13 protein-coding genes are annotated in these 12,803 nt (G+C 72.8%); 2 read left to right on the forward strand and 11 right to left on the reverse strand.

From position 1 onward, the window contains the following. Positions 1–37: 37 nt before the first annotated feature. From ACFY9E_RS27620 to ACFY9E_RS27635, 4 genes are all read right to left on the reverse strand, one after another. Positions 38–1,543, reverse strand: coding sequence for a metallophosphoesterase (locus tag ACFY9E_RS27620; protein ID WP_390988448.1), 1,506 nt, complete (start codon positions 1,541–1,543; stop codon positions 38–40). Positions 1,544–1,591: 48 nt separating this feature from the next. Continuing rightward, positions 1,592–2,422: an MHYT domain-containing protein gene (locus ACFY9E_RS27625; protein WP_390988450.1), complete on the reverse strand. Its 831-nt coding sequence runs from the start codon at positions 2,420–2,422 to the stop codon at positions 1,592–1,594. 119 nt (positions 2,423–2,541) lie between these two features. Next, positions 2,542–3,297, reverse strand: a complete 756-nt coding sequence (locus ACFY9E_RS27630) for a dienelactone hydrolase family protein (protein ID WP_390988452.1) — start codon at positions 3,295–3,297, stop codon at positions 2,542–2,544. A gap of 154 nt (positions 3,298–3,451) precedes the next feature. Then, positions 3,452–4,072: an L-threonylcarbamoyladenylate synthase gene (locus tag ACFY9E_RS27635; protein WP_283973810.1), complete on the reverse strand. Its 621-nt coding sequence runs from the start codon at positions 4,070–4,072 to the stop codon at positions 3,452–3,454. A 168-nt stretch (positions 4,073–4,240) separates the two neighbouring features. On the opposite strand from ACFY9E_RS27635, the gene ACFY9E_RS27640 reads away from it, so the two are divergent. After that, on the forward strand, positions 4,241–5,734 hold the full coding sequence (locus ACFY9E_RS27640) for a helix-turn-helix domain-containing protein (RefSeq protein WP_390988455.1): 1,494 nt from the start codon (positions 4,241–4,243) through the stop codon (positions 5,732–5,734). 235 nt (positions 5,735–5,969) lie between these two features. Here ACFY9E_RS27640 and ACFY9E_RS27645 read toward each other — a convergent pair whose 3' ends face one another. Genes ACFY9E_RS27645 through ACFY9E_RS27670 form a run of 6 tightly spaced genes read right to left on the reverse strand, consistent with a single transcriptional unit; the run spans position 5,970 to position 11,543 of the window. Next, entirely contained in the window at positions 5,970–7,196 is a 1,227-nt protein-coding gene (locus tag ACFY9E_RS27645) for a cytochrome P450 (RefSeq protein ID WP_390988457.1), read from the reverse strand. After that, positions 7,193–8,431 carry a cytochrome P450 gene (locus ACFY9E_RS27650; RefSeq protein WP_390988459.1) on the reverse strand — a complete coding sequence of 413 codons (1,239 nt, stop codon included), beginning with the start codon at positions 8,429–8,431 and terminating at the stop codon, positions 7,193–7,195. The genes ACFY9E_RS27645 and ACFY9E_RS27650 overlap by 4 nt, the downstream gene beginning before the upstream one ends. Next, positions 8,428–9,054: an ATP/GTP-binding protein gene (locus ACFY9E_RS27655; protein WP_390988461.1), complete on the reverse strand. Its 627-nt coding sequence runs from the start codon at positions 9,052–9,054 to the stop codon at positions 8,428–8,430. The genes ACFY9E_RS27650 and ACFY9E_RS27655 overlap by 4 nt, the downstream gene beginning before the upstream one ends. Beyond that, entirely contained in the window at positions 9,026–9,388 is a 363-nt protein-coding gene (locus ACFY9E_RS27660) for a DUF742 domain-containing protein (protein WP_390988462.1), read from the reverse strand. The genes ACFY9E_RS27655 and ACFY9E_RS27660 overlap by 29 nt, the downstream gene beginning before the upstream one ends. Beyond that, a complete protein-coding gene (locus ACFY9E_RS27665) occupies positions 9,385–9,807 on the reverse strand; it encodes a roadblock/LC7 domain-containing protein (RefSeq protein ID WP_283973804.1) in 423 nt (140 codons plus the stop codon). Before ACFY9E_RS27665 ends, ACFY9E_RS27660 begins: the two co-directional genes overlap by 4 nt. Continuing rightward, a complete protein-coding gene (locus ACFY9E_RS27670; RefSeq protein ID WP_390988464.1) occupies positions 9,804–11,543 on the reverse strand; it encodes an ATP-binding protein in 1,740 nt (579 codons plus the stop codon). Before ACFY9E_RS27670 ends, ACFY9E_RS27665 begins: the two co-directional genes overlap by 4 nt. A 332-nt stretch (positions 11,544–11,875) precedes the next feature. On the opposite strand from ACFY9E_RS27670, the gene ACFY9E_RS27675 reads away from it, so the two are divergent. Then, the gene (locus tag ACFY9E_RS27675) at positions 11,876–12,112 is read left to right on the forward strand and encodes a hypothetical protein (RefSeq protein WP_390988466.1); all 237 of its coding nucleotides are present in this window, start codon (positions 11,876–11,878) and stop codon (positions 12,110–12,112) included. Here ACFY9E_RS27675 and ACFY9E_RS27680 read toward each other — a convergent pair. Further along, positions 12,100–12,783 (reverse strand): hypothetical protein, encoded by a 684-nt coding sequence (locus ACFY9E_RS27680; protein ID WP_390988468.1) that lies wholly within the window; start codon positions 12,781–12,783, stop codon positions 12,100–12,102. The two genes, ACFY9E_RS27675 and ACFY9E_RS27680, sit on opposite strands and share 13 nt — an antisense overlap. Between the last annotated feature and the right edge of the window lie 20 nt (positions 12,784–12,803).

The raw sequence follows: 12,803 nt of genomic DNA on the forward strand, positions 1-12,803 counted from the left end.
TTCCCGCTCCGCCCGGCCGACGCCGCGTTCCGCCCGGTCAGCGCAGCGGGATCGTCACCTCGTCCTCGACCGGCGGGGCGATCTCCTGGGCCCGGTTGCCGGTGGCCGCGTAGCACCGCAGCCGGACCGACTCCGGGGAGACGTCCAGGCGCAGGAAGCACTTGAAGAACGGCGGGCTGTACGTCGCGGAGCCGGGCGAGAACAACGACGTGTAGATCTTCCGCACGGGCAGCCGGAACCGCTTGGCCCGGTCGGGTCGGCGGCCGGTGCCGAGCAGCCCGGCGACCAGGCGGACGCGCCGGGTGACCCGGGTCGAGGCGTCCGGCGTGCGGGTGGGCCGGATGCCGAGGCGCTCGGCGATCACGGCCGTCGCCTCGGCCTCGCTGAGCGTGAAGAACCGGCGCATCCGCAGCCGGTGGCCGTAGAGCCGGCTGTAGAAGGCCAGGGAGTCGCCGCGCAGCGGATAGCAGCGGAAGTCCTGCTCGGTGACCCCCGCGACGTTGACGCGGGGGATCGTGTGGGTGGCGTGCATGAACGCTCCGCCCCCGCCCGCGACGACGTACTGGAGCGTGCGTCCGTCGTCCAGCCGGACCGGGTAGCGCTGGTAGTTGTGGATGTCGCCGCCGATCGCCGCCACGTAGTGGTGCGCCGGGTCGCGGACGATCGCGTCGACGGTGCCGCCCCCCTCGATGGCGCACGGATCATGGCGGCCGTCCACGTACAGAGGTGAGCCGGTGACCAGGATCTTCGGGCGCGGCCCCCGGGAGACCTCGCGCAGCCAGGCGCCCTGCTCCGCGTCGAGGGTGCCGAGCAGGCCCGTGTCGATGCCGATGATGCGCACCGGGCCGGCGTCGATCGCCCAGTACGGGCCCGGCTGGACGGCCTGTTGAGCGGCGGCGGAGCGCAGGGCGCGTGCCTCGGCCAGGTGACGGCCGTCGTCCGGGCGCGGCCGGTGCCACAGCAGCGACCGCAGCCAGGCCCGCGTCAGGGGGCGCGGCCGGGGCTCGGGCGGCAGGGGCGGCGCGTCGTCGCAGAAGACGCGCATGAAGCCGCCGAGGTCCTCGTACCAGTCGTGGTTGCCCGGTATCGCGTAGATCGGTGCCTGATAGTCCCGGTAGGGGCGGAAGAACTTGGTGGCGTAGTCGTCCGCGCTGCCGACGGGGTAGATCACGTCACTGGCCAGCACGGCGAAGCGGGTGTCCTGACCGGTCTTCAGCAGGCCCGGCACGACGGCGTACTGGGGGTCGTCGCCCTCGCCGGTGTCGCCGATGACCAGGAACGAGAAACGGTCCGGGTCGTCGCGCCGGATCACCTTGTCGGCCGGTGCGCCGGCCGCCGCCCGCTGCGCCACCCACCGGCTGCGCGTCCGGCCGACGGGGTCCCCGAACCAGGAGGCCAGCACGCCGTTGCGGGCGGCCCACAGCATCCTGGGGTCCAGCCAGGAGATCTTCTCGGTCTTCGGCGGCATCAACCGCTGGTACGCGCCCCGTTCGGTGGAACCCCAGCCGGCGCCTTCGGCGGTATCGCGTGAGGAGTCAGACACCGGTGCACCGTAACAATCGAGCCAGGTCCCGCCCGCACGCGGGTTTCCTCACCGCTCGCGCGTGGGCGCGACCGGTTCGCGCCCCGAAGCGCGGCGCGACGTAACGGAGTCGGTGGCCTGGCCCGGCCGCGGGGCGGAGGAGCGTTCGCCCAGCACCAGCAGGGGATCGAACATCACCACGACCCCGGCCAGCAGCAGGAAGACGACCGGCCCCGCCAGCATCGGCAGCAACAGGGACAGGGGCGAGTCGCCCGCCCACGTCCCGCCGGTCGTGTCGTGCACGTGGACGCTGACGGCGGCCATGCCCGTGTAGTGCATCCCGGACACCGCCACGCCCATCACCAGGCTCGCGCCGAGGCTCGTCAGGAAGCCGCGGATGGTGACGGCCGACCACAACGCGGCGGTCGCGGCGCCGATGGCGATCAGCACGGACAGCCCGACACCGACCGGGTCGTAGTCGACGTCGCCGTCCAGCCGCAGCGCGGCCATGCCCAGGTAGTGCATGCCTGCCACGCCCAGGCCGGTGACCGTACCCGCGATCGCCAGCGTGGCGCCGCTCGTGCCGCGGTGGCCGACGAGGAACACGCCGACGCCCACCACGGCGACGGCCACGACGAGACTGAGCACCGTCGTGGCCGCGTCGTACCGGACCCGGGTCTCCTCCACATGGAAGCCGATCATGGCGATGAAATGCATCGTCCAGATGCCGCAGCCGATGGAGGCCGCGCCTAACGCCAGCCAACCCGCCCTCCAGGAACGCGCGTCCAGCAGCGAGCGCACGATGCACCGCAACCCGAGCGCCCCTCCCAGACAGGCCATCAGATAGGCCGCCACCGGAGTCACCGCACCGTAGCGAAACCCGTCGACCGTGCCGTCCATGAGCCAACTCCCCCCGAGTCATGGCTGGTTTCCGCAAGGTCTACGCGCAGGGATCGCGCGAGAGCAAGCCCTTACCGTCGGTAGGCCTGCAACTCGCTTTCAGCACATCCCGATTGGGGTCAGAATGTGCGCTTCAGCAGGTCGAGCAGTGCCGACCAGTGCCGCGCGTCGCCCTCCCGGTGGTACGAGGCGGTGTCGGCCTGCGTGAAACCGTGGGGTGCACCCGTGTACACCTCGCACCGGTGGCGCACGCCCGCCGCCGTCAGGGCCTCCTCCAGACGCTCGACCTGCTCCTCGGGCAGCGAGGGGTCCTGGTCGGCGTGGCCGAAGTAGAGCTCGGCGGTGACCTTGCCGGCCACCAGGTGGGGGCTGTCCGGGGTGTCCGTGGCCAGCCGCCCGCCGTGGAAGCCGGCCGCGGCCGCCACGCGCTCCGGGAAGGTCCCGGCGGTGAGCAGCGAGAGGCGGGCGCCCATGCAGTAGCCGGTCAGCGCCACCGGGCCGTCGGCCACGGCCGGAGATCCGTCCAGCCAGCTCAGATACGCGCCGGCGTCCCGCATCGCCAGGTCGGGCGTCAATGCCTGCATGACCGGGCCGATCCGCTCGAAGATCTCCGGACGCGCCCCCGGGTCGATGAACTCGGGCAGGTCGAACAGCGGGGCACGACCGTGCCGGTGGAACAGGTTCGGCACGAGCACGGTGTAGCCCTCCGCCGCCAGCCGGTCGGCCATGGACCGCAGCTGCGGACGCAGACCGAAGGCGTCCATGAAGACCAGGACCGCCGGGTGGGCGGCCCCGTCGGCGGGGTGGGCCAGATACGCGTCGGCGGTGCCGTCTCCGGTCGGGATGTCGACTGCGGTTCCCTGTACGGCGGTCATGGCTGGGCTGCCTCTCTGCGGGGGTGGGGGGCCAGGAACCCGTCCGCGTGACCGGGCGGATCACGGTCATCGTGACACGCCCGTTCCCGGGGCATTTCGCCCACCCCCGACACACGGTTGAACCGTGAACGGCCCTTGGCCGCCGTTTTACCGTCTACTCGAACCGGGAGGGGTCGCCCGCGCCGTGGCGCACGATCTCTGCCTCCCCGCCGGAGAAGTCGATGACCGTCGTCGGTTCGGTCCCGCAGTCCCCGGAGTCGACCACCCCGTCCAGCACGTGGTCGAGCAGGTCCTTGATCTCCCAGCCCTGCGTCATGGGCTCGTCCTCGCCGGGCAGCAGCAGGGTGCTGGACAGCAGCGGCTCTCCGAGTTCGGCGAGCAGGGCCTGTGTGACGACATGGTCGGGGATGCGCACGCCGACCGTCTTCTTCTTGGGGTGCTGCAGCATCCGCGGCACCTCCTTCGTCGCGGGCAGGATGAACGTGTAGCTGCCGGGTGTCGACGCCTTGATCGCGCGGAACACGTCGTTGTCGATCCGCACGAACTGCCCGAGCTGCGCGAAGTCCTGGCACACGAGGGTGAAGTGGTGCCGGTCGTCCAGCTTGCGGATCGTACGGATCCGGTCGATGCCGTCACGGCTGCCCAGGCGGCAGCCCAGCGCGTAGCAGGAGTCCGTGGGATAGGCGACGAGAGCGTCGGCGCGGATGCTGTCGGCGATCTGGCCGATGGTGCGGGGCTGGGGGTTGTCGGGGTGCACGTCGTAGTACTTCGCCATCCGCCGAGCTTATGCCGCCGCTACGGGTCGGCGGCGCAGGGAGGGGTAGGGGCCCAGGGATGAGCCCCGCCGTCCGGGGGTCGGGCCGGGACGAGCGCCCGGCGGACGTGAGGTAACGTCCCCGACCGGTGTGCCGGAGGCGGCACGAGGAACGAGGGGAAGGCCGAGGTGGCTGGCCGAGCGGACGGGAACCGGCAGCGGGAAGCTCAGACCGGCACGGGACAGGCGTGGGCGGAGCAACTGCTCGAGCATCTGCGCCCGGCCGGGCGGGACGTCCGCAGAGTCGTCGCCTGGCTCTCCGGCACCGTGGGCGCGACCGTGGCCCTGCTGGACGCCGCCGGGGACCTCGTCGCCGGTGATCGGCTTCCCCTGGACGCGGACCTGGTCACGGACATCACCGCCGGCCGGATCGCCTCCGCCGCCTGGGAGGGGCAGGGCAGCCACCTGCGTCTGGTCAGGGTGGAGCACCCGTCCCACGCGTGCGTGCTGGCCGTCTCCCGGCAGGCCCCCTTCGACCGGCGGGCCTCCGACGTCGTCACGCACACCGCCCAGGTGCTCGGGCTGCTGCTGACGGTGAACGAGTCGGCCGCGGCCGGGCACCGGCTGCGGCGGGCCACCGCCGACCTGCGGCTGGCGATCCTGCAACTGCTGATGGTCGAGGACACCATCGCCGCCCGCCGCGTCGCGGCCGGACTCTGGCCCGGACTGCTCGACGCCGAGACGGCATGCGTGTACGTCGTCGAGTCCGACCCCGCCGTACGCGACCGCATCGCCGAGGAGTGCCTGGACCGGACCCGGGAGGACGCCCTGGTCGTGCGCTGCCCGGCCATGGACGGTCATGTGATCGTCGTCAGCCCCCGCGACACCACGGGCGAGGCCCTGCGGTCCCTGGTCGGACGGCACCCGGACCTCTTCCTCGGCGGCAGCGTCCGCCAGAGCCTCGCCCGGACCGCCACCGCCTACGGACAGGCCGTCAGCGCCCTCGCCGTCGCGCACTTCCGTCCCGACAAGACGGCCGTCTACGCGGAGCGCACCCACCCCGAACGCCTGATGGACCCGGTGGCGCTGCGCGGCTGGACGTCCCGGGTGCTGCGCCCGCTCGACACCCTCTCGCACCACACCCGCGCCGAACTCGTGGCCACCAGCCGTCTCGGCCTGGAGTTCACCGCCGTCAACGCCGCCAAGGTCCTCGGCGTCAGCCGCAACACCGTCCGCGCCCGCATGGAACGCGTCGAGACCCTGCTCGGCACCGACTTCGCCGACCTCACGGTCCGGGCGGTCGTCCACCTGGCGCTCAACACCCAGATCGGCCTGCCCGACACCCGGTTCGCCGACGGCAGCGGCGACCCCGGTCTGCGCCTCGCCGACCTGCTGTCCGGCCCCGCGGTACGCGGCTGGGCGCGGGACCTGCTGGGCCGGCTGGACGCCGACGCCAGGAACCCGCGCCGGACGCTGCGCACCTGGATCGCCGCCGGTGGCAACGCCGAACGGGCCGCGCAGGCCCTGGGCGTGCACGCCCAGACCGTGCGCGAGCACGTCCGCAGTGCCGAACCCGTCCTGGAACGCCAGCTGCTCGCGGGGGGAACCGACCTGTACGAGGTCGTGCTGGCGCACCTGGCCGTCGGCGACCTCGACCTGCCGGCTCTTCCGCGTCCCGCGTGAGCTCTTTTGCCTCTGAGGCAACCGGTTCGCCGGGTCGGGGCGGGACGAACCCGGGCCATCCGGACGCGGCTGTGCACGGGTGAGCCCTGCCGGGCGTGCAGCGGGCATCGGCACGGTTCACAAGGCAACGGGCGTGGACGTAGGTTCAACTCACCGCGGGGGCCCGACCGGAACGGGGGACCGGTCGCGCTCCCGCGCGCTGCCCCGTGCGGCGCGTGCCTCGGGTGGCGTGGCGTCAGCCCCGCAGCCGCACCGGGATCTCCCGCCAGCCGAACGCGATGAACGACGGCACCTGCCGCAGTCCCTCGCCGTCGGCGGCCAGGCGCAGGCCGGGGAACCGGTCGAACAGGGCCGGCAGCGCGGTCAGGGCTTCGAGGCGGGCCAGCGGCGCCCCGATGCAGCGGTGGACGCCGATCCCGAACGCCAGATGGTCGTCGGCGGCCCGCGTGGCGTCGAAACGGTCGGCGTCCGGGCCGTAGTGCTCGGGATCGAGCCCGGCGGCGGCGTACGTGGTGATGATGGCGTCCCCGGCCGGAATCGTGACGTCGCCGACCGTCAGATCGGTGACGGCGAACCGCAGCGGCAGGGACGCGATCGACGGGTGCGCGCGCAGCGTCTCGTCGACGACGGCGTCCCAGCGGATCTCCCCGGACCGTACCGCCGCCAGTTGTTCGGGACGGCGGAGCAGGGCGACGACCGCGTTGCCTATCAGGTTCACGGTGGTCTCGAAACCGGCCCCGATCACCAGCAGCAGCGTGTACAGCAGCTCCTCGTCGCTCAGCCGGTCGCCGTCCTCGTCACGGACCCGGATCAGCTCGGTGGTCATGTCGTCCCCGGGATGCGCGGCCCGGTGCGCGATCAGCGCGGGCAGCACCGTGCCGATCTGCCGCTGCACGGACGCCGCGTGTTCCGGGCTCGGGTCGGAGGTGTCCATGATGGCCGCGATGAGCCGGCCGGTGTCCCCCCGCAACTCCTCCGGCACACCCATCAGTTCGCAGATCATCCGCATCGGCAGCGGATGGGCGAGCCCCTCCTTGACGTCCACGACCTCGCCGTCGGCGGCCTCCAGTGCGTCCAGCAGTTCCGCCGTGATCGCCTCCACCCGGGGCCGCATCGCCTCGGTGCGCCGGTGCGTGAAGCTGGGCGCGACCAGCTTGCGCAGCCGGGTGTGGTCCGCGCCGTACGTGGAGAACATGTTGACCACACCGACCCAGCCCAGGATCCAGGCCCAGGACGGGTTCTCGCCGATCTCGGGCCACAGCCGCCAGTGCAGCCGCGGGTCCTTGCTGACCCGCGGGTCGAGGATGAGTTCCTTCAGCGTGTCGTAGCGGGTGGGCGCCCAGGCGGGGAGGGAGCCGGGCAGCTCCACGGGCACGATCGGGCCGAGGGCACGCAGCCGGGCGCTCTCGGCGGCGATGTCGGCGCCTAACGGGTCCAGAGCGATGCGGTCGGTCGTGGTCACGGTCGTCCTCCTGGCTGGTCGGGAGAGCGGGGGCTGAATCGGACGGGCAGGGCTGCCAGCGAGCGGTGGAACGGACCGGGCCGCCACGTGAGTCGCTCGCGGGGCAGTACGGGTTCGAGGTCGGGCAGCCACAGGGTGAGCCGTTCGATCGCCTCGGTGGCGATGAGCAGGGTGTGCTGCTTCACCGGACAGGCGTGCGGACCCGCCGACCAGGACAGGTGGGAGGCGTCGGACGGATGGCGGTCCGCGCCGCGCTCCCGCTCGGCGGCCTGGGCGAGCGCCCCGTACGAGATCACCACCGGCACCGCGGCCCTGATCCACACCCCGTGGAAGGTGACCGGCGTCCGGGCGTAGTGGATGCCGTAGTTGGCGAGGGGCGTCTCGTGGTGCAGCACCTCCAGCACCGCGTCCGTCACGGGACGGGCGCCGCTGGTCAGCGTCGAGTAGTAGGCCGGGTTGCCGAGGATCCTGGACAGCGCGTTGGACACCAGGTTGGCCGTCGGCTCGTGGCCCGCGCCGAGGGTGAGGAACACCTGCCAGGTGACCTCCTCGGGCGTCAGGCCCGCAGGATGGTCCAGCAGCCAGCTCGGCAGGTCGTCGCCGCGCCGCTCCCTCTTGGCCGCGATCAGCTCCAGCACGTACCCGCCGAACTCGGCCTCGCCCGCGGCCGCCTGGGCTCCGCCCTCGATCAGCTTGCCCAGGGCGGAGTCGAGGCGCTCGCTCGCGCTGTCCGGCAGCCCGAACAGGCTGTTGAACACCAGCGCCATCAGCGGCCGGGTGAACTCGCCCACCAGGTCGGCCTCCCCGCGCGGCCCGATCCGGCTCACCAGCAGGTGCACCGCCCGGTGCACCCGGGCCCGCAGATCGTGCGGCTCCACCAGGTCGAAGGCGTCGAGCAGCGAGGTGCGGTAGCGCAGGTGGGCGCCGCCGTCGGCGAACAGGGTGTTGGGACGCCAGCGCATCATGCCCAGCACCGGCGAGTCGTCGGGGACGGTCGCCTCCCACGGCCGGGGATCGTGCGAGAACGTCTCGCTGTCGTGCAGCAGGTCCAGCGCCGCCCGCCGGTCGGTGACGACGTACGCCGGGACACCGGGGGCGAGTTCCGCCCAGCCGACCGGGCCGTGCGCGCGCAGGGCGGCGTAGTAGGGGTGGGGGTCGCGGGCGAAGCCGTCCTCCCACAGACGGACGGGCGCCGCGAGGGAGAAGGCCTGCTCGGCGGGGGACGGTCGGGTCACCGGGGCTCCGGGGGGTGGTGGTCGATCAGGTGCTGCACCAGCGCGAGCAGGGCGTCGACCGAGGAGTTCGCCTCCCGCGCGTCGCAGGTCACCATCGGGGTCGTGGACTCCAGGTCCAGGGCGGCGCGCAGCTGCTCGGGCGTGTGGTGGCGGGGCGCGTCCGGGAAGGTGTTGAAGGCGACCGCGTACGGCAGTCCGCTCTCCTCCACCAGCCCCAGCACGTCGAACGAGGCGTCGATCCGGCGGGCGTCGACCAGGACGAGGGCGCCGAGCGCCCCGTAGGCGATGTCGTCCCACAGCGCCCGGAACCGCTCCTGGCCGGGTGTGCCGAACAGGTACAGCACGACGCCGCCCGGCAGACTGATCCGGCCGAAGTCGATGGCGACCGTGGTGGTCGACTTGTCCCGCACGCCAGCGAGGTCGTCGACCTGTGCGGACGCCTCGGACACCTGCTCCTCCGTGTGCAGCGGGCGGATCTCGGACACCGAGCGGATCAGGGTGGTCTTGCCCACCCCGAAGGGCCCCGTGATCAGGATCTTCACCAAGTCCCGGGCGGTGTCGGGGAGGTGGAGGTCCGCACTCCCCGGCTCGGCGTCAACGGTGCTTGAGGTCGCGGAGGCCATCGGCCACTCTCTTCAGCAGGTCGGGGTCGAAGCGCCGGGCGGGCGGGATCGGCGCGCGGGCCAGTACCAGGTCGCGGTCGAGGAGGTCGGCGGCCAGCACCAGCACCGCGGAGACCGGAAGGCGCAGCAGGGCCGCGGCCTCCAGCACCGTCAGCGACCCGTGCCGCAGCTCCTCCAGCAGGGCCGTCTGGGCGGCGGGCAGTTCGGCGGGGGCCGGCTCACCGCTGCCGGTGAGGACGGACAGCCGCTCCAGATGCGCACGGCTGGGCCGCGCCACCCCGCCGGTCGACAGGTACGCGGGAACCAGGGGACGGCCGCCTCGGCGGCCGGTCATGCCGGCGTGTCGCCGTCGGCACTCCGGGGCCCGGCGGCCATCGCCTTCTCGCCGAGGCGCGCCACCTGCGAGTGCACCCGGTGGGCCAGCAGGTCCAGCCGCACCTCGGGATCGCCGTACGCGGCGACGCACGTGCCGTGGTCCGTCGGCACGATGAGCACATAGCCGTGGTCCGACTCGATGACCACCTGCCGGATGTCGGCCCGGTCGGTGTCGGCGAACGCCGCCGCGGCGGTACGGCAGGCGCCCTGCACGGTGCTGGTGATGGCCGCGACCCGCTCGGCCGACGGCCGTGACAGCGCGTCGGTGTATCCGGTGACGAGTCCGTCCCGGGTGAGAAGGACGGCTGCCACGACGTGCGGCACCTCCAGGACCGGTTCGAGCACCCAGGCCGTGTCCCCCGCTGCGCGGCTGGTCATCGAGCCGTTCCCCCTTCGTGGTCGTTGCTGTCGGTGTCGTCGCTGGCCCCGTCGGCCGTGGTCACGGCCGGGGCACCCTCAGATACGGCCGGGACGGCGTCGGCGTTCGACCCGGCGGCGTTGCGCGCTGCCGCGGTCCCGGACTGGAGGGCGCCGAGGGCGGCGGCGGCGTCCTCGGGGCGGCGGGGACGGCGTGCCGGTGCGGGTTCGGCGGCCTGGCCGGCCGAGGCCGCGGCACGGTTGCGGCGACGCCGCTGGGGGAGGCCGCCGCCGTCGCGCGGCCCGTGATGGCCGGGGACCGGGGCGGAGACGTCGGCGTCCTGCTCGGTGCCGTAGTCGTGGTCGTGGTGGTGGTGCGGGGTGGTGGGGAGCGGCTCGGGCCCCTCGGGCTCGGTGGTCGCGACGCAGTCACCGGACCCGGCGGCCGGGGCGGGTTCGGGCTGGTGCGGCGGGGCGGCCGGGGCGGGTCGGGGTGTGCGGACCGGACCGGGCCGGGCAGGGTCCGAAGCCGGGGGCGGCACGGATGCGCCGGGCACCGTTCCACCGGACGTGGCGGGCTCACCCTGCTCCCGGGCGCGGGACGCGCCGCTGGGCGTGCCGGCCCCGTCCGGTCCCGGACCGCGGGAAGCGCCGGCTGCGCTCCCCGCGGCCCGCGCCACCGTCCTGCGGGTCGAGCGCGGGGCGCTGGCGGCCGGAGGCAGTTCCTCGGGGTCGATCCTCGTCAGCAGATGGCTGTCGATCCGCAGGACCGCCCGCACACCGCCGTACGGGGACGGGGAGGACAGGTCCACGCTCAGATCGAACTGCCGGGTCAGCTGGCCGATGGCCGCGAGCCCCATGCGCGGCGGGTCGCCGAGCTCGGTGAGCAGAATCGGATCGGAACCGGCGACCATCCGCTGGGCCCGAGCCCGTTCGTCCTGCGTCATGCCCAGCCCGGCGTCGTCCACCGTCACACAGACGCCGTGGTGGACCGCCTCCAGGTTGACCACGACGTCGGTGTCGGGTGCGGAGTGCCTCAGCGCGTTGTCGAGGAGCTCGGCGACGATGATGGCGACCGGCTCGACGGCGTGTGACACCAGGGCCGTACCGGGCGCCAGGTGGTTGCCGACCCGGACGCGCCGGTAGCCCGCGAGCCGGGCCTGGCCGCCCGTCACCGCGTCCACCAGATGTGAGTCCTCCCGGGCGAGCCCCACCCAGGCCCCGCACACCACGGCGGCGATCTGGGCGCGCCGCAGCGACTGCTCGTTCTCGTGATCCAGCTCGAACAGGGTCTGCGCCAACTCGGGTTCGTCGTAGCGCTGTTGCAGTCCACGCAGAGCGTCCTGGAGCCGGTACAGCGCCGCCTGGATCTCCCGGGTGGCCCCGCGCATCCCGGCCTGGGCGGCCGCGTCGATGCGGATGCGCTGCGCGGCCAGCTCGGTGTGCAGCCCTTTCAGCACCTGCTCCAGGGCGAGTCCCAGGGGCGACCCGGCCAGCTGCGGGTTCAGCGGGCCGGGCACGGTGACGTGGGAATGCGCCGCCTGCCGGGCCGCGGCGGGCACCCGTCGCGTCGCCAGATGCTCCACCTCGGAGATGAACGACCGCGAGGTTCCGTCGAGTTGCGCCCGCAGCGCGGCCGTTTTCGCGCGCTGTGCCTCCAGTTGCCGTCGTGAGCGCAGGAGCCCGCCGCCGAGGGCGATCGCGGACAGTGTGCCGAGGGCGAGGGCACCGACGGCCAGGTCCGGTACTTCGATCATCGAGTCGATTCCAGGAGGGAGTCGGGCAGGGCTGGGTCCGAGGTGCTCTGGCGAGCCACCCGCAGCACAGTACACACCGTCATCGACCGGTCTCGCACGGTGGAGCACGACTTCGTTCCGAAAGTGATCGCCGCGTGGCCGCTTCCGTGTCAACTGTCTGAATTGCCGTACAGGGGAGGGGAGTTGGTGGTGCGTACGGGTCTGCCCGGCCCGGTTGGGTTCCGCGTGACGCAGTAATCACTCCACGTGTTGAACACGGGCTGTGTGCCCGACCGGAGGGCGGGTACCCGTCCGGCGCCTGAATTGGTCCGCTCCGCGAGAAGGAGACCCGCATGAGCAGTGGATCGGAGACCGGCGGTGTGACCGGTACGCAGGACAAGGACTACAACCTCATCTGGTACGTCGAGGCGTGCCTGAACAACGCCCTGCGCCTGGAGAGCTACATCCAGGACGCGGAGCGCGCCAAGGACACCGAGGTCGCGGACCTGTTCCGCAAGGCCCAGGCGGACAGCCGCAAGGGTGCGGAACTGGGTAAGAGGCTGCTGCGCGCACGCCTTCAGGAAGGCTGAGACGCACCGTCCTTCCCGGGCCCGGATCCCGAACGGGGTCCGGGCCCTGTGCCGTCTCGGAGGCGGAAGACCTCGGCGACCCGTTCGACGAGTTCGTCCTCGGTCATCGTGCCGTCCACCGTGACGACGGGCAGCCCCAGGCGTCCGGTCTCCTCGCGCAGCCGCTCCGTGAACAGGGCGTCCCGTACGGCGAGGTTGTGTTCGGCCCGCTCCGGATCGCGTGTCTTCCGCGTGAAGCGTCCCTCCGGTGTGGCGCGGCTCCTGAGGGCGGCCTGGCGAAATTCCGGCGTGGGCAGCAGCCAGACCGCCTGTCCCGGCCCGGTGAGCAGTGGCTTCACCAGGTGGGGCAAGAGCCGGAACCCCTCGACGACCACAGGCGTCCGACACGGCAGGAGCGCGAGATCCTGGAGGATCAGGCCGAAGGCCTCACCTCTGAACCAGTGGAACGTCTCCAGCATCGTCTCGGGGGACCGTTCGACCCATCGTTCATCCATGTCCATGGCCATGAACGCGTGCAGGAAGGGCGCTTCCCCGGGGGTGGTCCGGCGGGCGTGATCCGCCATCACGTCGTCGGTCGCGTAGAGACGCCAGCCGTGCCGCTCGGCGAGCCGGCGGGCGACCGTGGACTTGCCCGCGCCGCTGCCGCCGCCGATCCAGTAGACGTGCCGCATGTCGCTCCTCTCACCTGGCC

This window comes from Streptomyces sp. NPDC012466 (assembly GCF_042955215.1).
Classification (GTDB): domain Bacteria; phylum Actinomycetota; class Actinomycetes; order Streptomycetales; family Streptomycetaceae; genus Streptomyces.

Bases quoted from the DNA above. Each gene is read 5' to 3' on its own strand.
- ACFY9E_RS27625 (WP_390988450.1), bottom strand. From the start codon at position 2,422: ATGGACGGCACGGTCGACGGGTTTCGCTACGGTGCGGTGACTCCGGTG.
- ACFY9E_RS27630 (WP_390988452.1), bottom strand. From the start codon at position 3,297: ATGACCGCCGTACAGGGAACCGCAGTCGACATCCCGACCGGAGACGGC.
- ACFY9E_RS27635 (WP_283973810.1), bottom strand. From the start codon at position 4,072: ATGGCGAAGTACTACGACGTGCACCCCGACAACCCCCAGCCCCGCACC.
- ACFY9E_RS27655 (WP_390988461.1), bottom strand. From the start codon at position 9,054: ATGGCCTCCGCGACCTCAAGCACCGTTGACGCCGAGCCGGGGAGTGCG.
- ACFY9E_RS27660 (WP_390988462.1), bottom strand. From the start codon at position 9,388: ATGACCGGCCGCCGAGGCGGCCGTCCCCTGGTTCCCGCGTACCTGTCG.
- ACFY9E_RS27665 (WP_283973804.1), bottom strand. From the start codon at position 9,807: ATGACCAGCCGCGCAGCGGGGGACACGGCCTGGGTGCTCGAACCGGTC.
- ACFY9E_RS27670 (WP_390988464.1), bottom strand. From the start codon at position 11,543: ATGATCGAAGTACCGGACCTGGCCGTCGGTGCCCTCGCCCTCGGCACA.
- ACFY9E_RS27675 (WP_390988466.1), top strand. From the start codon at position 11,876: ATGAGCAGTGGATCGGAGACCGGCGGTGTGACCGGTACGCAGGACAAG.
- ACFY9E_RS27680 (WP_390988468.1), bottom strand. From the start codon at position 12,783: ATGCGGCACGTCTACTGGATCGGCGGCGGCAGCGGCGCGGGCAAGTCC.